This window comes from Duganella qianjiadongensis, assembly GCF_009857915.1.
In the GTDB taxonomy this organism is placed as follows: domain Bacteria; phylum Pseudomonadota; class Gammaproteobacteria; order Burkholderiales; family Burkholderiaceae_D; genus Rugamonas; species Rugamonas qianjiadongensis.
In genome coordinates, this window is the sequence record NZ_WWCM01000007.1 from 173,478 (window position 1) to 195,336 (window position 21,859).

The following is a 21,859-nucleotide window of genomic DNA, read 5'->3' on the forward strand; positions in this document are numbered from 1 at the left end:
TCTTCCTTACCAGGAACGAATTCACACACGGACGGATTCCGGGATAACAATTTTCATAATATATACACAATTGTACCTAACTCATACTCATAAGCAACAAGAATCATGCTGCTCATGGGTACTGTTGTCGCTCTGCAACATTGTGTGAGAATTATACACCGACCGTCATGTTATGCTGGCCGCGCTCACAATTATTGAATCCATAAGCTTAATTATAAAACAATTAGCTTGTGTTACGCCTTGGTATATTCCACAACTACCGCAAGTTTGTCTAAAAAATTTCTTCGTGTCAACTAAACAATACAGTTGGCAAGACCTTATTCCAAGAAACGTTACGCTTCTTTACATTCTTTAGCGCAATTGCTTGATGGCGCGGCCGAGCTCCAGCACTGACATCGCATAGAAATAGCTACGGTTGTACTGAGTAACGGCAAAGAAGTTTCCGTTCGCTAGCCAGTATTCTGTGGGCTCTGCGCCGTTTTGCAAGTCCACCAGTCCATATTTTGTGTTTTCGGCCGGTATTTCAGCCGTGCTCACGCCTGCCGCTTTCAGCTCGTTCCACGCATAGCTGGCCACCAGCCCCTGGTTGAGCATGCGTTCCCATGCCAGATTGGGCGAGACCGTGGCCGGGTAGACCATGGCGCCGTTAAGCTCGCGCTGCCAGCCGTGAGCGACGAGGAAGGCGGCGACACTGCCGATGGCATCGGCGGGAGAGTTGAGCAGATCGATCTGGCCATCGCCATCGAAATCGACGGCGTACTTCATCACGTTGCTGGGCATGAACTGCGGCATGCCGATGGCGCCGGCAAAGGAGCCGCGCAGGCTGAGCGGATCGAGCTTGTTCTTGCGCGCGTATTGCAGCGTTGCTTCCAGTTCGCGCCGGAAAAAGGCCATGCGCTCCGTGCGGGTTGGGGTTTCCGGATAGGCAAAGGCCAGCGTGGTGAGCGCATCCAGCACGCGGAAGCGTCCGGTGTTGCGGCCATACACGGTTTCCACGCCGATGATACCGACGATGACTTCGGCCGGTACGCCATACTGGGCTTCCGCCCGCTCCAGCGCGTCGCGGTTGTCGTTCCAGAATTTCAGCCCGGCGTTGATGCGTACCGGCTCGATGAAGAGCTGGCGGTAGGCTTGCCAGTTTTTCGGTTTGCCCGGCGGCGCAGGCTTGATCAGCTGGACGGCGGAATCGACGAAGCGCACCTGCGCCATCAATTGGTTCAGCTCACTGCGCTCCCAGTGATTGCGCGCCGCCACCTCATCGAGGTAGCTGCTGACTTCCTGCCAGTCGCCGAAGTTGACGAACTCGCCTTCGTAGTCGACGGCCGGCGTTTTTTTCTTGCTGGTTTTCTTTTTGTGCGCAGCGGCTTTGCTGGCCTTGGTATTTTTGTGCGGGCTGGTGGCAGCGCCGGCATTGCCCAGCAGGGTGATGGAAAGGCCCAGCAGCAGGGTGGTAATCAACGGCTTTATCGACATAGGACCAACAGTTTCCTTAGCATCGCCAGCGATGCAGTACGTGATTCGGGGCTGTCTGCAGCATAGCGCAGACGGCTGTAAAGCATTAAAAATTCCTGCATGGCGGCCTGCTGGGCGGCGCTTGCGGGCCGTGCACGCAGGCGCTGCGCGTAGGCTTGCGGCCCTTCGTGCGGTGCGCGGACAAAGCCGTGGCGCGCCTGCAGACGGCAGAAGCGGGCATACAGATGCTGCAGCGGATCGCGCTGTCGCTGGCGCTGCCGCCACGCCAGCCCACACAGTAGCACTGCCACGCCCAGCGCGCCAGCGGCAATGGGCCATAAACTGGCAAGTGCCGGTGCGCGCTGCCGCGCTGAATCCAGCAGAGCCTGCTGGCGTTCGGGGCTGTAATCAAGCACCCATTGCTGCCACTGATGGTTGATAGCCGCCAGACGGAAATGCAGCGCACCGAACAGCGAGGCGGCTTCGCGGCGCAGGGTCTGCAGCAACTGGGCGCTGCTGCTTAGGCTAGTGTTATTGCTGGTGCGGCTGTCTGTCGCCGGCTGCAGGCGCTGTGGTGCAACGGCAGCGGTAGGATCGACGCGGCGCCAGCCCAGACCTGCCTGCCAGTATTCAGCCCATGCGTGGGCGTCGGACTGGCGCACGCTTAGTACCCCGTCGACCGGATTAAGTTCGCCACCCTGATAGCCGGTGACGACGCGCGCAGGCACGCCCATGGCGCGCAAGGTAAAAACAAAGGCACCGGCAAAGTGTTCGCAGAAGCCGGCTTTGCTATCGAACAGGAATTCGTCGACCGCATGCCGGCCCAGTAGTGGCGGCTCCAGCGTGTAGACATAGCCGCCTGTGCGCAGGAACTGCAGCAGGCGCTCCACCCGCTGCGGCGGGCTGTCCGCGCCAGCGTCAAGGCGGGCGGCCAGCGCCAGGGTGCGCGGGTTGTAGCCGACGGGGAGTGCCAGCCAGCCCTGCAGAGTGCTGCGGCTAGCCTCGCTCTGTAGCCGGTAATCGAGCCAGGCCCTGGCGTTGTAGCGCAGTCGCTGGTCCGGTGTAACGGTGGTGACGAACTCCATTTCATCGGTATCGCGCACCAGATAGCCATCTACCCGCAATTGCGGCCCGCTCAGTTCCAGCGCAGGCAGAAAGCGGTTGTGCTGCACCTCCATGGTGAGCTGGTAGGCCAGCGCTTCGCCGCGGGTGGCGATGTCGATATCGGGATGCTGCAGGCCGCGCCGCGGCACCACCCGGGTCCAGCTCTGGCCATCGTAGTCGCCCAGTACGATGCTGCGCCAGTACAGCTGCGCGGGCGAGGGGTGCACACCCTGAAAGCGCACGCGGAAGGCCAGTGCATCCGAGCGCGCCAGCTGGGAAATACTACCGGGCGACATGCTGTCGGACAGCCCCGAACTGCCGGCAAACGCATCGCCGGGCAAGCCCCACAGGGGGCCGTGGATGCGCGGGAAGGCCACAAATAGCAGCAGCGCCATCGGTACGCCAGCCGCCAGCAGGCGCACTATCTGTTGCATGCGCTGGCGCAGCGGCGGCTGATAGGCGCCGTACTGGAACGACAGCTGGGCAGTCAGCAGCAGTGCCAGTGCCAGCACGGTGTGCAGTGCCATCAGCATGGACTGACTGTAGAAGAAATTACTGAGCAGGACAAAGTAGCTGAGGAATACCACCACCATCACGTCGCGTCTGGCCCGCATTTCCAGCATTTTGAACCCCAGCAGCAGGGTGAGCATGGCTACCCCCGTGTCACGCCCCACCCAGGTGTGGAATTCGGCACGCACGCCGGCCATGGCACCTACAGCCACCGGCAGCAGCAGCCAGATGGGCGGCATGCGCCAGTTGCGGACAGTGAGCAGCGCGCGCCAGCCTAGCGTGACAGCGATGGTCAGGCTGATCCACCACGGCAGGTGCGCCACGTGCGGCGCCAGCACCGCGAGCGCGGCCAGCAGCAACAGCAGAAGGTCGCTCTGTTCGCGCGCAAGGCGCTGCAGTGTGCTCTTCAAGCGCTGCGCTCCGTGGTGGCGCCAATATCCGCACCGTACAGGGCCAGAGCCTGCAGGCAGGCGGCTTGCTGGGCCGGACCGCGTGCGGCAGCGAGGTGGCGTTCATCGAGTTGCAGGCTATATGGCAGGGCAGCGGTTTCGGCGGCCAGTACCCAGGCACACAGGCGCGATAGCTTGTGTTCCAGCGTCAGTTGCGGCGGCAAAGCGGCCAGATCGAACGCGAGCTGGCTGGTGTTGCCGCCTTCGAATTGCTTGGCCAGCAGAGGCCGGCCGGGGGTATCCGCCTGGCGGGCTATCTGGCGCCATGCCAGCTGGCGCGGGCTGTCGCCGGGACGGTAGTCGCGCACGCCGGTGTAGTGTTCGCTGCCGGCCTGATTCTGGCTGTGACGTTCGCCACCAGCGCTGCCGGGGAGTGGTGGCGCTGCCGGTTCCGGCGCCGGATAGACCAGCACCCGCAAGTCTGGCTGCCAGTAGCTCCAGGCGCGGAACAGGCCGAGCGGGAAGCGCGTGACGAGGCGGATACGTCCGGCATCCTGCCAGCCGCGCGCGGTGGTGGCAGCGTGCAGCACGATGCTGGTGCTGCCTGCAATCGCTTGGTCCGTGGCTGCGCCAGTGGCCGGTGTGCCGACGTCGCAATACTGCATGGGGGCGCCGTCAGTCTGGAATCCTAGCCAGACGGCATAGTGCTGGCGTGCCGCTGCGGGGACCAGTTCGATGCGGAAGCCTGCCGCTGCCCCCGCAAAGACTGGGGGCGCCTGCACAGGTGCCAGCTGCAGTCCGGCCAGATTGCGCGCCGTGGCGACCATGTCGGCCAGCACGCAGGCGCCGAGCAGAAAAGTCAGGGCGTAGCCCAGCGCCAGGTTGTAATTGAGTGAACCCAGCAGCATCACCAGTAGCAGCAAGGCGCATTGCAGGCCGGCGCGGGTGGGAACGATGTAGATGCGGCGCATGCCGAGAGTCATGCGACGACTGGCCGCGCCGCCCAGATGGTAGAGCCAGCGTGCGCGGGCGGCATGTCGGATCTGCTGCAGGAACGCGGCCATGGCCGTTACACAGGGACGGACAGACGCAATCGTTGCACCAGTTCGGCGCCGCTAGGTACGCTGCCCTGCGCGGATGGCAGCGGGCGCAGGCGGTGGGCACAGACCGGTTCCAGTACCAGCTGCACATCCTCGGGCAGTACGTGGTCGCGTCCGGCCAGCAGCGCCCATGCGCGGGCGGCGTGCAGCAGGGCGATGGCGGCGCGCGGACTGAGTCCTTCGGCGCACAAGGTGCTGTTGCGCGAGGCCGCCGCCAGTGCCTGCACGTAGTCGATCAGGGCTGGCGCTGCATGGATCTGGCGCACGGCCTGCTGGGCCGCCAGCAGATCGGCAGGCTGCATCTGTGCTGGCAAGGTCTTGAGCAGCAGGCGGCGATCTTCGCCCATCAGCAGGGCGCGCTCGGCGGCCGCATCGGGATAACCGAGCGATAAGCACATGAGAAAACGGTCCAGCTGCGATTCCGGCAAGGGATAGGTGCCCGTCTGGTGGCCGGGATTCTGCGTGGCGATGACGAAAAATGGCGCGGGCAGCGGGCGGGTGACGCCATCGCTGGTCACCTGCTGTTCGGCCATGGCTTCGAGCAGGCCGGACTGGGCTTTCGGCGTGGCGCGGTTGATTTCATCGGCCAGCAGGACCTGGGTGAAGATGGGGCCGGGGTGGAATACAAACGCGCCCTGTTCGCGCTGGTAGATGGAGATGCCGTTGACATCGGCCGGCAGCAGGTCGCTGGTGAACTGCATGCGGTTGAAACCCAGCCCCAGCGACAGAGCCAGTGCCTGTGCCAGTGTGGTCTTGCCCACGCCGGGCAGATCTTCGATCAGCAGGTGGCCGCCTGCCAGCAGGCAGGTCAGGGCCAGACGGATTTGCCGGTCTTTGCCGACGATGACAGTGCCAACCTGACGGGCGACGGCTTGCAGGTGCTGGTGCATGGTTGCGGGGTAAGGTTGCAGTGCTCTGATTCTAAGCGAGAAATCCTGCCAGCGATACCTGCTGCTGAAGCGGGCCGGTCAGCCGCGTGCAGCGGACTGACCGGAGGCTGCGCCGAACAGCCCTAGTTGGCGTGCTTCAGATTCTTGTCGAGGAAGGTTTCGACTTTGCTCCAGAAATCGATATTGTTCTCGTCATGGCGCCAGCCGTGGCCTTCGTTGTTGTACATCAGGTAGGTCACGTCGGGGTTGCTGGCTTTGAGTGCATCGGCGAATTTGCGGGCATGCTCGGGCGGCACGCGGCGATCCTGTGCGCCATGGGCCATCAGCAGCGGCTGTTTCAGCTCGCTGGCGCGCAGCAGAGGCGAAGTGCGGCGGAACTGCTCGGCATCGCGTTCGGGATCGCCGATCAGACGGCGCGCACCGTAGCCCAGCCATTCTTCCGACATATCCGATTCGCTGGAACTGAACATCAGATTGATGTCGGTTACACCGGCCCATTCCACGCCGCAGCGGAATACCTGCGGTTCCTTGATAAGGCCCATCAGGGTGGCGTAGCCGCCGTAGCTGGCCCCCATCAGGGCGACGCGCTTGCTGTCGGCCCAGCCCTGTTTGACGGCCCATTGCGCAGCGTCGGTCAGGTCGTCCTGCATGGCGAGGCCCCACTGGCGCCAGCCGGCGTGGAAGTGGTTGGCGCCGAAGCCGGTACTGCCGCGGAACTCCGGCTGGATCACCACATAGCCGCGCGAGGACAGGAAGGCCGCTTCGCTATCCCACTCCCACGAGGAGCCGCGTACCTGCGGGCCGCCATGTACCAGTACGATAGCAGGCTGCGGACCGGCCGGTTTGCCAGCCGGCAGAGTGACATATACAGGGATGCTGCGGCCATCGCGGGCTTTGTAGCGGTGGAAGCTGCGTTCTCCGACCTGGGCCTTGGCGATGTCGGGATGGGTGCTGCCCAGACCTATCATGGCGCCAGTGGCGCGGGTGTACAGAATATACTGCAAGGGCTGGCGGTCCGACACCGAGGCAATCAGCAGTACCGGACTGGCGCTGCAATCCTGCGCGCAGTGCACGCTGTTGACGGTGCCGGGCAGCGCCGCATCGATCTTGGCCTGCTCGGCCTTCAGTTTGGGATCGAGCCAGACGGTGGTGGCGGCATCGGTATGCAGCTGGAAGCCCAGCAGCTTGCCGCTGGCGCGGTCGATTTCCGGCACCCCGTTAAAATCGAAACCGGGGGTTTCGACGATAGGCTCGGCATCCATCTGCATGGCTTTCAGATCGTAGCGGAACAGGGCGCCGAAGTTCTTGTAGGTGGCGCGGACGAACAGGGTGTTGGCGCCATCGAAGAACAGGGGCTGGAAGCGCTGGTCGGAATAGCATACGCCGTTGCTCAGTTCCTTCCACTGGGTGTCGTCGGCATTGCGGAAGTAGCTGATGCAGCGCCCCTTGATAGTGGTCGAGACAACGCGCGGTACATCCTGACTGTCGGTGATCCATGACTTGACGGCTTCCGGCTGGGCGCCTTCGAAGGCGCTGCGCAGTATCTGGGTGCGGGTATTGAGGCGGTACAGGCGCGAGTGGTCGGGCTGGCGGTCGGTATGGTTCCAGACATATTTTTCTACCAGTATGTCGTCCGAGCCGTCGTGGGCAGTGTCGTAGAAACCGTATTCGGCGGTCAGCGTGCGGTTGGTGAAGCGCGTGCCTATGCTTTCCTGGCGGTGGCCCCAGTTACCGGCGATCAGATGGACGCGCCGTTCGCCATCGCGGTCCACGGCGAATTCGTCCCAGTTGCCTTCGAATTCGATCTGCATGTTCTTGACCGTGAAGCCCAGACGCTGCTCGTTAATCCAGTGCACGCTGGTGACTTTGGCATTGTCTACCTTGTTGCGGGTGATGACTTTCAGTTTGGTGGGGTCGGCCGTTTCCCGCACCACCAGTGCCTGCGTGCCATCGGGCAGAATGGTGGTGCTGGCCACATAGCCGCCTTTGGGCGACAGGGTAACGTTGCTGATTTCGCGGGCTTTGAAGAAGCTGGCCACGTCGGGCAGGGCCGGCGTGGCGGCATGGATAACGGGGCTGAGCAGAGCGGCAGCGAGTGTCAGCCGCTGCAGTAAAACAGGTGTGCGCATGGAGGCCTTGGGCGAGGTGATTTATTATTTGATAATCATATTAGTCAATTGCTTTATTGTCCATTGCGACAATATGACAAGGATGGCTTTGTGGCTTCTATGGTAAATTGGGCGATACAAGTTGAAGCACGCGATATGACCACTGCCATCTACAGCCATCCCGATTGCGCCCGCCACGACATGGGCGACTGGCACCCCGAATCACCGGCGCGCCTGCAGGCGATTGCCGACCAGCTCATCAGCGCTCACGTCAATGATCTGTTCGAACACCGCGAAGCGCCGCTGGTGGCGTTGGGCGATCTGGAACGCAATCACAGCCGCAACGCTATCGCCATCGTGCGCGACAATGTGCCGGCCGAAGGCGATACCTATCCCATCGATGGCGATACCACGCTCAATCACTACAGCTGGCGCGCCGCCCAGCGCGCCGCCGGTGCTGCCGTGGCAGCCACGGACGCCGTGATCGATGGCGAAATCGAGAATGCCTTCTGCGCCATCCGCCCGCCCGGCCACCATGCGCGGCCTATCGAGCCGATGGGCTTCTGCCTGTTTAACAACGTGGCCGTGGCCGCCAAACATGCGCTCGATGTGCGCGGTCTGGCCCGCGTGGCGGTGGTGGATTTCGATGTCCATCACGGTAACGGCACGGAAGAAGCGCTACGCAATGAGCCGCGCGCCATGATGGTGAGTTTTTTCCAGCATCCGTTTTATCCCTACACGGAGCCCGAGCCGATCACGCCCAATCTGGTCAACGTGCCGCTGCCAGCCCGCTCGGGCGGCGAAGAAGTGCGCAAGGTGGTGCTCGAGCACTGGCTGCCGGCGCTGCACGCGTTCAAGCCGGAGATGATTTTTATTTCGGCCGGATTCGATGCGCACCGCGAAGATGAAATCGGCGGCATGGGGCTGGTGGAAGAGGACTATGCGTGGATCACGCAGCAGATCATGGCAGTGGCGCGCCAGCACGCGCAAGGCCGGATTGTGAGCTGCCTCGAAGGCGGCTACAACCTGTCGGCGCTGGGCCGCAGCGTGGTAGCCCACCTCAAGGCGCTGGCGGAAATCTAGGCGGCGCGACGATGCCACGCCGCCTGCGGGTGCGTGCTCAGGCGCCTATCTGTTCGCCCTGACGCGCGGACCAGCGGTACAGGCCCCACACCAGAGCGCTGCCTACGATCAGTGCGATGAGCATGGTGTTCGACTCGCTCAGACTGTTGGCGATGGCCAGCGGTTCGCCTTTACCGGACAGCACGATCAGGCCGGCCAGTGCCACATTGAACAGGCTCTCGCCGACGATAAAGCCGGACATCACCAGCACGCCCAGACGCTTGGCCGTTTCGCCGCCCGTCTTGCGTGCCATTGCGCGCTCGAACAGGTAGCCGGTAATGGCGCCGATGACCACCGGCGTAATCACCGCGCTAGGCAGGTAGATGGCCAGACCCACGCCCAGCGGCGGCAGGCTGTATTGATCGTTGCTGGCTTTTTTCAGGGCGAAGTTAATCAGCACCAGCAGCAGGCCTACCAGTGCGCCGTAGCCGAGCAGATTCCACTGCAGATTGCCGCCGATGACGCCATTGGCCAGCGTTGAAATCAGCAGCGCCTGCGGCGCAGCCAGCGGCTGGTCCGAAATGGCGTGGAGGTTGGCGGCACCGGCAAAACCGTTCGCATGATTGAGCAGTTCCAGCACCGGCGGCACCACGCAGGAACCGGCGACGACGCCGATCAGCAGGCCGACCTGCTGCTTCCACGGGGTGGCATCGACCAGCTGGCCGGTTTTCAGATCCTGCAGATTGTCGTTGCCGATCACGGCCACCGCCAGCACCACGGTGGTAACGAACAGGGCAAAAGCGATCAGCGCCTGCGCCGTGTTGGGGCCGAGGATGCTGCGGCCTACCATGCCGACGCTGAGCGCAGCACCGAGGATGGTCAGAATGGCGATGCCGGAAACGGGCGAGTTGGAGGAGCCGATCAGGCCAGCCATGTAGCCGCATACGGCGGCAGCAAACATGCCGGCGATCAGGATGTAGGCTATGCCGACGGCCACCAGCGGTACGCTCAGGCTGGCGATAGTGGTGCCATCGAGGAAACTGGCCAGCAGCCAGCCAGCCGGCACCATGGAGATCAGGGTAATCAGGCCGACGATGAAGATGGGCAGATCCTGCTCGGTGCGGTCCAGCGTCGCGCCTTCCAGTTTGGCTTTACGGGCGGTTTCCATGGCAGATTTCAGGCCGCTGTAGATAGGCTTGGCCAGACCGGCCAGGGTGACGATGGCGGCCAGACCGATTACGCCTGCGCCCATCATGCGCACTTCCTTGGACCAGATGCTCAGCGCGTGGGCGCTGGCGTCCATGCCTGCTGCGGCAGGTGTCAGGCTGGTCATCAGCGGCACCATGATGCCCCAGGCGATGATCAGGCCGGCCAGCATGGCGATGCCGACGGTAATACCCATCAGGTGGCCGGCGCCGATCAGCGCCAGCGAGCTGGAAGAGCCTATGCCGGTAGCGCCGCTGCCGGTGCGGAAGTAGATGGACATTTCGGCTGCCATGAACTTGATGGCGCCACCGGCAGCGTAGGCCGCCGAAGCCAGACTACCCCAGATCACAGCCCACAGGCCGGCTTTGCCTTCCTCGGCGCCGGAGCGCGAGGCCATACCCACTTTCAGCACTTCGGCCGCAGCTACGCCTTCAGGGTAGGGCAGATCGGATTGCGAAACGAGGGCGCGGCGCAACGGCATGGTGTACATCACACCCAGCACGCCGCCTACGGCGCAGGCGCCGAATACGGGCCAGAACGGCACTTTCTCCCACCAGCCTATCATGATCAGACCGGGCAGCACGAAGATCACGGAAGCGAGTGTGCCGGCCGCCGAGGCGATGGTCTGGACGATGTTATTTTCCTGGATGGTGGCGTCCTTGAAGGCGCTCAGCAAGGCCATGGAAATCACGGCGGCAGGAATCGAGGTGGCGAAGGTCAGGCCCACTTTCAGGCCCAGATACACCTGTGCGGCGGTAAATACCAGCGTAATCAGTATCCCCAGGATGATGCCACGCAGGGTGATTTCCTTCGGATTGGACGGTGCAGCTATGCTCATCTTCAGCACTCCGGTCGAAAATAAATATTGTTGATATGGTTAGAAACAGCAAAGGCGACCCATCATATCCGAATCCTGTGCGGGTCAGCAGGTAAAATAGCGGATTGTCAGAACGTTTTAGAAGGTCAGAGCATGTCGATACAATGGTTCCCGGGGCATATGAATGCCGCCAAGAAGAAGGCGGCGGAGCAGATGGAGAACACCGATCTGGTGATCGAAGTGGTCGACGCGCGGCTGCCCGAGGCCAGTACCAACCCCATGGTGGCGGAGTTGCGCAAGTTCCGTCAGCGTCCCTGCCTGAAGATCATCAACAAGGTCGATCTGGCCGATCCCGCTGCGACAGCGGCGTGGGTGGCGTTTTATAACGCGCAGGAAGGCGTGAGCGCCTTCGCCATGACCACCAAGAAGCCGGCCGATGTGGCGCGCATCCCGGAGCTGGCGCGGGCGCTGGCGCCGCACCGCGGCGTGCCGACCAAGCCGCTGCGCATCATGATCATGGGTATCCCTAACGTGGGCAAATCCACCCTGATGAACGCGCTGCTGAAGAAGCGCGTGGCCAAGGTGGGCGACGAGCCGGCTGTGACAAAACAGCAACAGAAGCTGTATCTCGATAAGAACACCATCCTGGTTGATACGCCCGGCATGCTGTGGCCGAAAATCGCCATGCCTAGCGATGGCCTGATGCTGGCAGCCAGCCATGCGGTGGGCACCAATGCCGTGATCGAGGAAGAAGTGGCAGTGTTTCTGGCCGACGAACTGCTGCAGTCCTACCCGCAGTTGCTGGTGGCGCGCTACGGCTTCAAGGAAATCGACAGCATGGACGGCATCGCCGTGGTGGAAGGCATCGCGGCGCGGCGCGGTTTTCGCCAGAAGGGCGGCGATCTCGATTTCGAGAAAGCCTCGCATGTATTCCTCGGTGATTACCGCAGCGGCGCGCTAGGCCGCATTTCGCTGGAAACCCCGGCCACCCGTGCACTGCGGATGGAGCAGTTTGCCGCCGCCGAAGCGGCACGTCTGGCGGACAAGGCCGCGAAAGACGCCGAAAAAGCCGAACGGGCTGCACGCGGCAAGCGCGGCACCTGAGTCAAGCAGCGGCGCGACTAGTCAGCGGGCGGTAGTGCAGATGCCCCGCAACCACCGGCCCCGCCGCAGCGTAACAACGCGTTCAACGGATTCGGACATGCTGAAACCTATTTCATTCGTCTTGCTGCTGGCGGCTGTGCCATGCGCACAAGCTAGCACTATCTGCAAGCTGCTGGCGGAAAGCAGCAACGACAGGCTGATCCGGCAGGAGGGGCCATGCGAAACGGCCGCCGCTCCCATGTCGACCTTCAAGCTGGCGATCAGTCTGATGGCGTACGATGCCGGAATACTGGCGGACGAACACCAGCCGGTGTGGCCGTTCAAACCCGGCTATGTAGACTGGCGCGAAGAGTGGAAGCAGGACACCGATCCGGCACAGTGGATGGCAAGTTCGGTGGTCTGGTATTCGCAGCAGATTACCCTGCGTCTGGGTGAACAGCGCTTTGCCCGCTACACCCATCAGTTCAACTACGGGAACGAGGATGTCTCTGGCGGGCTGGCCAAGGCGTGGCTCAACACCTCGCTGCAGATTAGCCCGCGCGGCCAGCTAGCTTTCCTGGGCCGCATGGTGCGGCGCGAGCTGGGCGTATCGGCACAGGCCTACGATATGACGGCCAGTATCGCCTACTACGGCAAGCTGGCCAACGGCTGGCAGGTGTATGGAAAAACCGGTGCCGGTAGCTACGGTGCGAACGGCAAGCTAGGCTGGTATGTGGGCTGGGCCACCAAGGCAGGACATACCGTCACTTTCCTGCAGCAGCGGCTGGAAAGTGACGATACGCTGGCCGGACCGGCAGGCCTACGCGCGCGCGACGCCATGTTGGCCGAGTTGCCAGCGTGGCTGGACGGATTGCAGTAAAGACCCGCCCGGCGCCATGCTGGCACCGGGTTCCTGTAGCCCCCGCGCGGCAGGCAGTGTAATTAGCCGAAGCGGAAGCTGCTTACGGCCAGCGCGCCCATGAAGGCATCTTCGTGATAGGGCACGCTGGCGCTATCGTTCTCTGCTGCGCCCACCACGACCATCAGCGGCAGCAGATGTTCCTCACGCGGGTGCGCCATGCGCGCAGCCGGCGCTTTTTCCCATTCCAGCAGGGCGGCGGTGCGTTCGGCCGCAGGCAGGGCCATGGCGGCGCGCAGCCAGTCATCGAAAGCCCGCGCAGCGGCAGCACCCTGCGCGTTGAAGGCGCGCAGATTGTGGAAGCTCAGGCCACTGCCGACGATCAGCACGCCCTGCTCGCGCAGCGGTGCCAGCAGGCGGCCTACCTGCACGTGCGCCAGCGGATCGAGATCATGGCGCAGCGAGAGCTGGACGATGGGCATGTCGGCATCGGGGTAGGCCGGATACAGGGCGCTGAACGTGCCATGGTCGAAGCCGCGCTGCTCATCCAGTACGGCAGGGAAGCCGCCTGCATCGAGCAGTTGCTTGACCTGTGCCGCCAGTGCCGGATCGCCGGGCGCCGGATACTGGACTTCGTAGGTGTGCGGCGGGAAGCCGCCGTAGTCGTAGATCATCGGTGGCCGCGCCGAGGACGACAGCATGAACTGGCGGCCCTCCCAGTGGGCGGTAATCACCAGCAGGGCTTTAGGCCGGGCGGGCAGCTGGGCCGGCATGGCACGCAGCGAGGCGTCGAGCCTGGCGTACAGATGCCCGACCTGATCCATCATGAACGGCCAGGGGCCGCCGCCGTGGGATAGGAAATAGGTAGGCATGGTAGACATGGTCAGACTCCTTTTGAATGATGCCCATAACTATAGGGATGCCGGACCGTCTTATCAATCCATGAAATATCGATGAATTCGATCTAAATAGTTAATCGGACGGATGGGCGGACGGGTGGGGACTAGCGGACTTCGGGCGCAGATGGCAAAACGGGCAATAGTCTGTCCGCCCGCGCAGACGCGTATAATGCGCGGGTTTGGTGCTTGTCGGCGTGTTCGCGCCGGCAGTTAAACGGGAAACACAGGGTCGTATGCGCTTGTCAGCGCTGCGGCTAAGGTGTGCTGCCCCCGCAACGGTAACGCATGGTGCGATTGGTACCCTGCCAGCCCGGATACCGGCCAGACAGGGGGAAGGTGCTGCTTCACCTTCCGTACACTTCCAGCTTGCGGGGACGCAGGCGGATGTCCTTTTTGAGAATGAATGTCATGCCCGCTTTCCCTCCACGCCGGCTCGCCGCAGCCGTAGCCCTCTGCTTTACCTCCCTTACTCCGTTCGCTGCTCTCGCGCAGGAAGTCGCTGGCGCCCAGATGGCGCAGGTGCTGGCCCCTGTAGTGGTCACCGGTGCGCGTTTCGATGCTGATCCGGCGCTGGCGCCTATCGGTGCCATCGTGATCCATGCCGAAGATATCCAGCGTTCCGGAGTAAGTGATGTCAATGCGGCGATCCGCAAGATAGGCGGCGTGTATGGCCGCCAGAGCCTGGACGGCAGCCCCGATTTCAGCCTCGATCTGCGCGGCTTCGGCAGCAACAGCAGCCAGAATATGGTGATCGTGCTCGATGGCGTGCGTCTGTCGGAAAACGAACTGAGTAACGCTATCCTGTCCACCATTCCGATCGATAGCATCGAGCGCATCGAAATCACCCGTGGCGGCGCCAGTGTGCTGTACGGCGACGGCGCGACCGGTGGCGTCATCAATATCATCACCCGCCGTCCGGTGAAATTCAGCCGCCGCGGTTCGATGTTCGTGGAAGGCGGCCAGTTCGGCGCCGGTGAGCTGCGCCTGTCCGGTACCCATGCATGGGAAGGCTTTGCTGCCGATGCCACGCTCGATACCCAGCGTACCGATAACTACCGCCATAACAACGAGTTCAAACAGACCCAGTTCGCCGGCGGCGCGCAGTGGTTTAGCGACGCGGGCCGTGTAGGGTTCCGCTACGAAGGTGCGCGTCAGGATATGGGCCTGCCCGGTTCGCTGACGGCAACGCAGTTTGCCCGCGATCCCCGTCAGACCCTGACGCCGGACGATGCAGCCAGCCTCGATAGTGATCGCCTGACCGTGTTCGGCCAGCGCCACATCGGTGCCTATGACTTGGCGGCCGATCTGTCCTATCGTAAGAAGCACAGCAAGGCCAGCTACTTTGGCGACTATCCGTTTGCGATGGATTACGACAGCAAGCAGACCCAGTTCTCGCCGCGGGTGCGCCATCTGGGTGATGTGGCTGGACTGCTGAACGAGACGGTGGCCGGGGTCGATCTGATGTACTGGACCCGCGTCGCAACGAGCAGCTATGCGGCGGACGCCAATCAGCATTCCAAGGCGATCTATCTGCGTGACGAGCTGCGCTTCGATGCGACCCATCAGGGCCGTGTATCGGCTGGCGTGCGGCGCGAACTGTTCGACAAGAACTTCAATGACAAGTTTGGCGGTGGCAGCACGGCCTACAGCGCGGTACAGGCCGTGAATGCATGGGAACTGCAGGCGAGCTACATGCCGCTGGCGCATACCACGGTGTATGGCAAAGCGGGTCAGAGCTATCGTCTCGCCACGTCGGACGAAAATGCCTACACCCTGACCAGTAATCAGCCGCTGGCACCGCAGCAGTCGCACGATCTGGAATTGGGCGCCAGCTATGCCACCGCGCTGCAGAAGATCACGGCACGGATATTCCGCCACGAGCTGAGCAACGAGATTTTCTATAATCCCGTCGCCTTTGCTAACGTCAATCTGGCGCCGACCCGCCGCGAAGGCTTCGAGCTCGATGGCGAACAGCGCATCAATGCCGACTGGAGCCTGACTGGCCACTACCAGCACGTCGATGCCCGTTTCACCGAAGGCAGCAACAACGGCAAGCAGATGGTACTGGTGCCGAAGAACACTCTGAGCGCCCGCGTCAGCTGGACTCCGGCCAGCGGCGCTACGGCCGATCTGGGGGCGCAGTGGGTTGATAGCCAGCGCTTCGGCAATGACTTCACCAACCAGTGCAGCGCGCGCATTCCGAGCTACACCACCGTCGATGCCCGCTATGCGCGTACTTACGGCCAGTGGGAAGTGGCGCTGCAGGGGCTGAACCTGACGGACAAGCACTATTACTCGCAGGCGTTTGGCTGTAATAGCGGCATCTATCCGGCCGATGGCCGCCAGTTCAAGCTGTCGGCACGCTACACTTTCTAAACTAGCTGATGAAAACACCCGCATACTCCTGCCAGCTGGCGCTGCTGGGCGCCAGTCTCTGTTTCCTCACCGCTGGTGCCGCGCAGGCGGCCATCAGCGTGCGTGATGATGCCGGCAATACGGTGACGCTGGCCAAACCGGCCCAGCGCGTGATCGCCATGGCGCCCCACATCACGGAGCTGCTGTTCGCCGCAGGCGGGGGCGAGCGGGTGGTGGGCGCCATGAACTTTAGCGATTATCCGGAAGCGGCCAAGCGCCTGCCCCTGATCGGTAGCGATGCGCAGATCGATCTGGAGCGGGTGCTGGCGCTGCGGCCGGATTTGCTGGTGGTGTGGCAGAGCGGGAATACGGCACGCCAGATCGAACAGCTGAAAAGTCTCGGTGTGCCGGTGTTCTACAGCGAGCCGAAAAAGCTGGATCAGGTGGCCACCAGTCTGACCCGGCTGGGCCAGCTGATGGGCACCGAAGCGGCAGCGCAGGCAGCCGCCCAGGACTACCGGCAGAAAATCGCGGCACTGAGCGCCCGTTACGCGGGCAGGCCGGTGGTGCGGGTGTTCTACCAGATCTGGGAGAAGCCCATCTATACGCTCAATGGCGAGCATATCGCCAGCGATGCCATACGGGTGTGCGGCGGCCAGAACGTGTTTGCCGACGAGCGGGTACCAGCACCGAATGTGAGCAGCGAAGCCGTGCTGAAAGCTAATCCGGAAGCGATTATCGGCGGCCAGCGCCATGATGCCGAATCCGGCATCCAGATCTGGCGCAATGTCACCGCTATGGAGGCAGTCAGGCGGGGCAATCTGTTCATGCTCGATAGCGAACTGCTGGTGCGCGCCACGCCGCGCATAGCCGATGGCATGGCCGTGCTGTGCGAAAAGCTGGAAACGGCGCGTCAGCACCGTCCCGTCGGCAAGCCTTAATCTCCGGTTAATTTGCGCGCGGTGAAAAAGGTGGTAATCTGCCCGCGTTTGCCACCTATCTTGAACAAGGACTACTATGCGTTTCCTGAGTTTTCTGCGCCCCCTGTTAGCCACTGCCGCCTTTATGGCCGCTGCCAGCGGCGCTTACGCCGCCGATTTCAAAGACGGTCTGGATTTTAATACCGTGAACGCGCCTAGCCGCCCGGATACGGGCAAGAAGGTGGAAGTGCTGGAAGTGTTCATGTACCACTGCCCGCACTGCAACGCACTGGACGTGCCGCTGGCCGACTGGGTAAAAAAGCAGGGCGACAAGATCGTGTTCCGCCGTATGCACCTCGGTGAAGATGCGCAGGCCAAGGCGTTCTACACGCTGGAAGCGATGAATGCACTGGGCAACGGCATGCACGAAAAGCTGTTCCGTGCCATCCACGTCGAGCATAACCGCCTCAATACCGATCAGCTGGTGCTGGATTTCGTGGTGAAAAACGGCATCGACAAAGCCAAATATCTGGAAACTTTCAACTCGTTTGGCGTTCAAACCCGCATGAAGCGCGGTGTGCAGCTGGCTAATATGTACAAGCTCGATAGCGTGCCGGCGCTGGTGATCGACGGTCATTACACCACCTCGCCGGCCGTGGCGGGCCATGGTCTGACCTCGGTGCCGGCTGCTCACGCCGCCATGTTTGCCGTGGCCGACAGCCTGATCGCCAAATCGCTGCAAGAGCGCGCAGGCAAGAAGTAAGCTGGCTACTCGGACCCATTAACAGGCTTTACCAGACGGGGGCAGTATGAAAGAAATCAGCGACGAACAGAAAGCTGTCGAAGGACAGGTGATGAAGATCTACAAGGAATCTTCACCCATCATCGAAAACCTGTTCGAGTGGGCTTACATCAACCATCTGGCGTGGAGTCTGGCCGCGCTGGCGCTGGCGCTGGTGGTGTGGCTGACTATCGCGCTGAGTAACGCGGAAAACCAGCGTAACGCGCTGGCCACCAAGCAGTGCGCCGACCCTATCTTCAAAGGCGAAATCGACAAGAAGTGCCTGCGCAGCGTGCAGTCGCGCGAGCACTGGTGGCAGCACGTCAGCTACGCGCTGACGCACCTCAGTCCGGAAAAATAAGCCAGTAGCAAGGCTGGCTAGCTAGTTTGCAGTAGCCGATAGCAGGGGCAGTTCAGGCAGGACGGGAGTGCAAGACTTTCCCGCCATGCCGGAGCTGCCCCTGTGGCGTTAACCGCGCCGCTCAGGAACTGGTCCGTTTAGCGGGAGCAGGGGCGGAACGGATGATGACGGTGCAGGTTGTGCCGGCCACCAGCGCCAGCCCTGCCGGCAGCGGGTCGAGCGCAATGCGTACCGGCACGCGCTGGGCCAGCCGGACCCAGTTGAAGGTGGGGTTGACGTCGGCCAGCAGTTCGCGCCCCGTGCTGGCATCGCGGTCGGTAATGCCATGGGCGATGCTGGCGATGTGGCCGTGCAGCGCGCTGGCGCCGCTCATCAGCTGGATCTCCACTGCATCGCCAGCTTTGAGCAGCGGCAGCTTGGTTTCTTCGAAATAGCCCACCACGTAGAACGAGGCAGCGTCGATCAGCGCCAGCTTGGCGGCGCCCACGGCGGCGAAGTCGCCTGCATGCACATTCAGATTGGTCACGTAGCCGGTAACGGGAGCGCGCACCACGGTGCGTTCCAGATTCAGCTCGGCCAGTGCGCGCGCGGCCAGCGCGGCCTGATACTGGGCGCCGGCCGTGTCGGCAGCAAAGGCGGCCGTTTCACGGCTTTCGGCCGAGATGATGGCGCTATCGAGCGCGGCGCGGCGGCTGGCTTCCTTGCTGCGCCGGCCACGCTCCACCTGCTGCGCAGCCAGCACGGCCTGTGCCTGTGTGATGGCGTTGCGGTAGCGCGCCTGATCGACGGTGAACAGAATGTCGCCTTTCTGGACCAACTGGTTGTCATGCACCAGCACTTCGGTCACTGTGCCGGCAACGTCGGCGCTGATGGTGACCACGTCGGCCTTGATGCGGCCATCGCGTGTCCACGCCGAGGCCATGTAGTGGTTCCAGGCGGCGCGGCCCATCCACAGGGCAGCGCCCACCAGCAGCAGGGTTAGAAAATAGCGGAAGATTTTTGATGCGTTCACAGGGTTCTCTCGGGGGCAGGGAGGGGTGGTTTACTGGTACAGCGTAATCAGCAAGGCACTGAAGATACAGACGAACAGGCATAGTCGCGCCAGTGCCGGATGCCAGCTATGGCGGTAGGCGCCCAGATGGCTGAGGGCGTGATCGAGCACGCCCTGCAGCAGCATGCTGAGCAGGAATACCGGCAGCACGCCCGGTATCAGTACGCCGAATAGGTCGATTTCACGCGGCATGGGGGGCTTCTCCTGTACTCAGTTGGTCTTGTAGCGAAGTGTAGATGGCGTGCAGATCGGGCAGGGTAGCTTGCAGCGCCAGCTGCTGTTCGGCCGGCGCATGGGCCAGCTCGGTGCGCACGGCAGTGCCGGTTGCCAGCGTGGTTTGCAGTGTGGCCGTGGCTGCGGCGTGACCGGGCGCCTGCAGATAGCGGCCCAGTTGCACAACCAAGGCCTGCAGCGCCGTGCGCGCGGCACCTTGCGGTGCGTGCGCAATATAGTGGCGCAGTTCGATGATGGCGTGGCCCAGTTCCAGCAGCGTCAGGCCCTGGCTGACGATGGCCCGTACTTCCGCACCGGGCGCCGGGCCGGCAGCGGCATTGAGCTGGCTGAGCAGGTCGCGGATGCGGTTGTCATAGCGGCGCTTGAGGCGGAACATGGGCGCTTTGCAGGCACGCGCTGCTTCACGCCAGAGGGCGGCCGCAACATGGTCGCGCTGGCCCATGGTGTGCTCAGGCAGCACGATGCTGAACATCAGGTAGGCCACCACCACACCCAGCAGCAGGGCCAGTTCGCTGTTGATGAAGTTCTCCATGTCGTAGTGCATCTGGTTGGCCGGCACCAGCAGGGTGGCGCAGAACATGCAGATGCCGATACCGGCGCCGGTCCAGCGCGCGCCGCTCAGCAGATAGGCGCCCAGCGCCAGTACCGGCGTGGAGGCCAGCACCAGCGTGGCGAAATCGTCGGCGCGCGCCAGCAGGAAAAACTCTGTAATGAAGGCCAGCGGGGCAGCGATGGCGAAACCGATCAGCACCTGCCTGATCATGGCCGTGGGACGGGGCGACGAGGAGGCCAGCGCGCAGAAGATGGTGGCAATGACGATGGCGTTGCCCAGCTGCGGCCAGGCCAGCCAGTACCATGCCGCCACCGTCACCAGCAGGGTGCTGGCGGCGCGCACGCCGCTGGCCAGTACGATGGCAGGCGGAGTCTTGGGCGTATAGGCGCCGGGATCGCTGACCTGCTGGCGCTTTTCCTGCGTCAGGCCGTGGTAGATGCCGGTGAATGCGCCGAGGTCGCGCACATAGCGCTCCAGCAGCTCGACGGTGGTATCGAAATCGATCTGCTGGGCGCGGGCGATAGGCCGCTGTGACGATAGCTGGGCCAGCTGATAGCGGGCCGTAGCGATATCGCCGGCCAGCTGGGCGCGCATGGCGTCCATGTGCGCCGGAGTCAGGTCATGCGACATGGCTTGCGCCAGATGGCCGTGGATGGGCTGAACCAGCGCCAGTATGCTCTGCGCGTGTTCCGGCGCGGCGCCGTGCAGGCGGTGGATCAGCCGGTGCAGCGTATAGAAAGTGGTCAGCACCGTCATGTAGGCGGCATTGAAAGCGTGCAGCTGGCGCGTGCGTGCGCGGCCGTCGCCCGCTTCGAAGAAGGCCGCAGCGCGGCCCGATTCCAGCGCGGCGATATCGGCGGCGAATTTCAGATGGGCGAGTTCGGTCTCGGCTGGTGTCAAACGCTGTTCCAGTACCCGGGTGCAGAAGGTGATGAAGCTGGTGTAGCGGTTCTGCACGGTACGCATGACGTTGCGCGCATGGCGGCGCGGGAACACCACGTCGTGGATCACGGCGGCGCAGAGAATGCCCAGGCCTACTTCGGTCACCCGCGTCACGGCCAGATTGAACACATGTTCGGGCGCGTCGATGGCGGGCACCACGATCATGCAGGCAGTGTAGCCCGCCAGTACGAAGCTGTAGGACTGCTGGTTGCGGTGCATGGCCGCGCCGCTGGTGCATAGCGCGATCCAGAGGGCCACGCCGAGATAGAGAAGTATTGGCGATTGCGGCAGCAGCGCCACCAGCAGCAGGGCCGCCGTGCAGCCCACCAGTGTGCCGAGAAAACGGTAGAACGCTTTTTCCAGCACCATGCCGCTATTCGGCAGTGCCAGAATGACCGTGGTGGCCAGCGCCGAATAGGGCGCATCGAGACCGAGCCGGAATGCCAGCCACAGCGCGCAATAGGATGCCAGCAGAGTGCGGGCGACGAAGATCCAGCGTTCGCTTTCGGCCTGAAACCAGCTGCGGCTTTCTGTCGCGAGCCAGCCTGCCAGCCGTGCCACAGCTCCGCGCCGGTCTGCTGAACTATCGGGGGTGGGGGCAGAGGCGGGGGCTGGGTTCATGGTGCGTGTCTGCGCTAGGTCAGCGCTTCCAGATTGTTGAGCTGCCTGCGCAGCAAATCTTCAAGTAGTTTAAGTTCTACGGTGCTGTAGCCATCGTAGGCGCGGGTGGTAGTGCCATATACTTCGGGCAGCACCTTCTCTACCAGCGTGCGGCCCGTATCCGTCAGCTTGATCATCACGCAGCGGCGGTCGCCGGGGCGGTTGCCGCGCGTGATCAGTCCCTGTGCCTCCAGATCATTGCAGACACGCGTCAGGTTAGCCGGCTTTTCCATGCAGGCTTCGCCCAGCGTGGAGGCGGTAGAGGTTTCATCCTCGGAGCCGTACAGCACGGCCAGCACCATATAGCTGGCGTCCACCAGATCGTATTTGCGCAGCGCTGCGTTACTCAGGTCCTTCATCCGTTTCTGGATGTGGTAAGTCATGCGCAGTACGCGCATCAGGTCTTCCGGAAAATCCGGCATGCGGGCATGGATGTTTTTCAGGCGCTTTGTGGTCGCTGCAAAACTACTCATTGCCTACTCCTCCGCTATCTTATAGAAGTCCCGATTGTACAAGTTTTATA

18 protein-coding genes and 1 riboswitch are annotated in these 21,859 nt (G+C 62.7%); of the genes, 7 read left to right on the top strand and 11 right to left on the bottom strand.

The window, feature by feature from the left end; all coding sequences use genetic code 11:
• Positions 1–351: 351 nt before the first annotated feature.
• The 5 genes from mltB to GTP27_RS12230 all read right to left on the bottom strand — a co-directional run bounded on the left by mltB (position 352) and on the right by GTP27_RS12230 (position 7,574).
• A complete protein-coding gene (gene mltB, locus GTP27_RS12210) occupies positions 352–1,473 on the bottom strand; it encodes a lytic murein transglycosylase B (protein WP_161039450.1) in 1,122 nt (373 codons plus the stop codon).
• Complete coding sequence (locus GTP27_RS12215; RefSeq protein ID WP_161039451.1) at positions 1,464–3,476, bottom strand: transglutaminase TgpA family protein; 2,013 nt, start codon at positions 3,474–3,476, stop codon at positions 1,464–1,466. Before GTP27_RS12215 ends, mltB begins: the two co-directional genes overlap by 10 nt.
• Positions 3,473–4,519, bottom strand: a complete 1,047-nt coding sequence (locus GTP27_RS12220; protein ID WP_161039452.1) for a DUF58 domain-containing protein — start codon at positions 4,517–4,519, stop codon at positions 3,473–3,475. Before GTP27_RS12220 ends, GTP27_RS12215 begins: the two co-directional genes overlap by 4 nt.
• A gap of 5 nt (positions 4,520–4,524) precedes the next feature.
• Positions 4,525–5,445 carry an AAA family ATPase gene (locus tag GTP27_RS12225; RefSeq protein ID WP_161039453.1) on the bottom strand — a complete coding sequence of 307 codons (921 nt, stop codon included), beginning with the start codon at positions 5,443–5,445 and terminating at the stop codon, positions 4,525–4,527.
• Between the two features lie 122 nt (positions 5,446–5,567).
• Positions 5,568–7,574 carry an alpha/beta hydrolase family protein gene (locus GTP27_RS12230; RefSeq protein ID WP_161039454.1) on the bottom strand — a complete coding sequence of 669 codons (2,007 nt, stop codon included), beginning with the start codon at positions 7,572–7,574 and terminating at the stop codon, positions 5,568–5,570.
• 135 nt (positions 7,575–7,709) lie between these two features.
• Between GTP27_RS12230 and GTP27_RS12235 the strand changes: the two genes are divergently transcribed.
• Positions 7,710–8,636 carry a histone deacetylase family protein gene (locus tag GTP27_RS12235; RefSeq protein WP_161039455.1) on the top strand — a complete coding sequence of 309 codons (927 nt, stop codon included), beginning with the start codon at positions 7,710–7,712 and terminating at the stop codon, positions 8,634–8,636.
• A gap of 37 nt (positions 8,637–8,673) precedes the next feature.
• Here the strand turns inward: GTP27_RS12235 and GTP27_RS12240 are convergent, their stop codons facing one another.
• The gene (locus GTP27_RS12240; protein ID WP_161039456.1) at positions 8,674–10,659 is read right to left on the bottom strand and encodes an OPT family oligopeptide transporter; all 1,986 of its coding nucleotides are present in this window, start codon (positions 10,657–10,659) and stop codon (positions 8,674–8,676) included.
• Between the two features lie 159 nt (positions 10,660–10,818).
• Between GTP27_RS12240 and ylqF the strand changes: the two genes are divergently transcribed.
• Positions 10,819–11,742, top strand: coding sequence for a ribosome biogenesis GTPase YlqF (gene ylqF, locus GTP27_RS12245; protein WP_229633779.1), 924 nt, complete (start codon positions 10,819–10,821; stop codon positions 11,740–11,742).
• 97 nt (positions 11,743–11,839) lie between these two features.
• Positions 11,840–12,601, top strand: coding sequence for a penicillin-binding transpeptidase domain-containing protein (locus tag GTP27_RS12250; protein WP_161039458.1), 762 nt, complete (start codon positions 11,840–11,842; stop codon positions 12,599–12,601).
• Between the two features lie 62 nt (positions 12,602–12,663).
• On the opposite strand, the gene GTP27_RS12255 is transcribed toward GTP27_RS12250, so the two are convergent.
• Positions 12,664–13,461, bottom strand: a complete 798-nt coding sequence (locus tag GTP27_RS12255) for a DODA-type extradiol aromatic ring-opening family dioxygenase (protein ID WP_161039459.1) — start codon at positions 13,459–13,461, stop codon at positions 12,664–12,666.
• A gap of 181 nt (positions 13,462–13,642) precedes the next feature.
• Positions 13,643–13,819, top strand: a riboswitch (cobalamin riboswitch).
• A gap of 68 nt (positions 13,820–13,887) precedes the next feature.
• Here GTP27_RS12255 and GTP27_RS12260 point away from each other — a divergent pair.
• From GTP27_RS12260 to GTP27_RS12275, 4 genes are all read left to right on the top strand, one after another.
• Positions 13,888–15,855, top strand: coding sequence for a TonB-dependent receptor family protein (locus GTP27_RS12260; RefSeq protein WP_161039460.1), 1,968 nt, complete (start codon positions 13,888–13,890; stop codon positions 15,853–15,855).
• An 8-nt stretch (positions 15,856–15,863) separates the two neighbouring features.
• Entirely contained in the window at positions 15,864–16,775 is a 912-nt protein-coding gene (locus tag GTP27_RS12265; protein ID WP_161039461.1) for a cobalamin-binding protein, read from the top strand.
• A gap of 76 nt (positions 16,776–16,851) precedes the next feature.
• On the top strand, positions 16,852–17,517 hold the full coding sequence (locus tag GTP27_RS12270) for a thiol:disulfide interchange protein DsbA/DsbL (protein WP_161039462.1): 666 nt from the start codon (positions 16,852–16,854) through the stop codon (positions 17,515–17,517).
• Between the two features lie 46 nt (positions 17,518–17,563).
• Positions 17,564–17,896, top strand: a complete 333-nt coding sequence (locus GTP27_RS12275; protein WP_161039463.1) for a hypothetical protein — start codon at positions 17,564–17,566, stop codon at positions 17,894–17,896.
• Positions 17,897–18,017: 121 nt separating this feature from the next.
• On the opposite strand, the gene GTP27_RS12280 is transcribed toward GTP27_RS12275, so the two are convergent.
• From GTP27_RS12280 to GTP27_RS12295, 4 genes are read right to left on the bottom strand one after another with little or no spacing between them, the layout of a single operon-like run.
• On the bottom strand, positions 18,018–18,908 hold the full coding sequence (locus tag GTP27_RS12280) for an efflux RND transporter periplasmic adaptor subunit (protein ID WP_161039464.1): 891 nt from the start codon (positions 18,906–18,908) through the stop codon (positions 18,018–18,020).
• 30 nt (positions 18,909–18,938) lie between these two features.
• Positions 18,939–19,139: a DUF1656 domain-containing protein gene (locus tag GTP27_RS12285; RefSeq protein ID WP_161039465.1), complete on the bottom strand. Its 201-nt coding sequence runs from the start codon at positions 19,137–19,139 to the stop codon at positions 18,939–18,941.
• Positions 19,129–21,297, bottom strand: coding sequence for an FUSC family protein (locus GTP27_RS12290; protein ID WP_161039466.1), 2,169 nt, complete (start codon positions 21,295–21,297; stop codon positions 19,129–19,131). Before GTP27_RS12290 ends, GTP27_RS12285 begins: the two co-directional genes overlap by 11 nt.
• Positions 21,298–21,311: 14 nt before the next feature.
• Entirely contained in the window at positions 21,312–21,809 is a 498-nt protein-coding gene (locus tag GTP27_RS12295; RefSeq protein ID WP_161039467.1) for a MarR family winged helix-turn-helix transcriptional regulator, read from the bottom strand.
• Positions 21,810–21,859: the final 50 nt, after the last annotated feature.

What these genes read in the sequence shown, in the direction of transcription:
- mltB (WP_161039450.1), bottom strand. Translation starts at nt 1,473, where the DNA reads ATGTCGATAAAGCCGTTGATTACCACCCTGCTGCTGGGCCTTTCCATC.
- GTP27_RS12220 (WP_161039452.1), bottom strand. Translation starts at nt 4,519, where the DNA reads ATGGCCGCGTTCCTGCAGCAGATCCGACATGCCGCCCGCGCACGCTGG.
- GTP27_RS12225 (WP_161039453.1), bottom strand. Translation starts at nt 5,445, where the DNA reads ATGCACCAGCACCTGCAAGCCGTCGCCCGTCAGGTTGGCACTGTCATC.
- GTP27_RS12230 (WP_161039454.1), bottom strand. Translation starts at nt 7,574, where the DNA reads ATGCGCACACCTGTTTTACTGCAGCGGCTGACACTCGCTGCCGCTCTG.
- GTP27_RS12235 (WP_161039455.1), top strand. Translation starts at nt 7,710, where the DNA reads ATGACCACTGCCATCTACAGCCATCCCGATTGCGCCCGCCACGACATG.
- GTP27_RS12240 (WP_161039456.1), bottom strand. Translation starts at nt 10,659, where the DNA reads ATGAGCATAGCTGCACCGTCCAATCCGAAGGAAATCACCCTGCGTGGC.
- ylqF (WP_229633779.1), top strand. Translation starts at nt 10,819, where the DNA reads ATGAATGCCGCCAAGAAGAAGGCGGCGGAGCAGATGGAGAACACCGAT.
- GTP27_RS12250 (WP_161039458.1), top strand. Translation starts at nt 11,840, where the DNA reads ATGCTGAAACCTATTTCATTCGTCTTGCTGCTGGCGGCTGTGCCATGC.
- GTP27_RS12255 (WP_161039459.1), bottom strand. Translation starts at nt 13,461, where the DNA reads ATGTCTACCATGCCTACCTATTTCCTATCCCACGGCGGCGGCCCCTGG.
- GTP27_RS12260 (WP_161039460.1), top strand. Translation starts at nt 13,888, where the DNA reads ATGCCCGCTTTCCCTCCACGCCGGCTCGCCGCAGCCGTAGCCCTCTGC.
- GTP27_RS12265 (WP_161039461.1), top strand. Translation starts at nt 15,864, where the DNA reads ATGAAAACACCCGCATACTCCTGCCAGCTGGCGCTGCTGGGCGCCAGT.
- GTP27_RS12270 (WP_161039462.1), top strand. Translation starts at nt 16,852, where the DNA reads ATGCGTTTCCTGAGTTTTCTGCGCCCCCTGTTAGCCACTGCCGCCTTT.
- GTP27_RS12275 (WP_161039463.1), top strand. Translation starts at nt 17,564, where the DNA reads ATGAAAGAAATCAGCGACGAACAGAAAGCTGTCGAAGGACAGGTGATG.
- GTP27_RS12285 (WP_161039465.1), bottom strand. Translation starts at nt 19,139, where the DNA reads ATGCCGCGTGAAATCGACCTATTCGGCGTACTGATACCGGGCGTGCTG.
- GTP27_RS12290 (WP_161039466.1), bottom strand. Translation starts at nt 21,297, where the DNA reads ATGAACCCAGCCCCCGCCTCTGCCCCCACCCCCGATAGTTCAGCAGAC.
- GTP27_RS12295 (WP_161039467.1), bottom strand. Translation starts at nt 21,809, where the DNA reads ATGAGTAGTTTTGCAGCGACCACAAAGCGCCTGAAAAACATCCATGCC.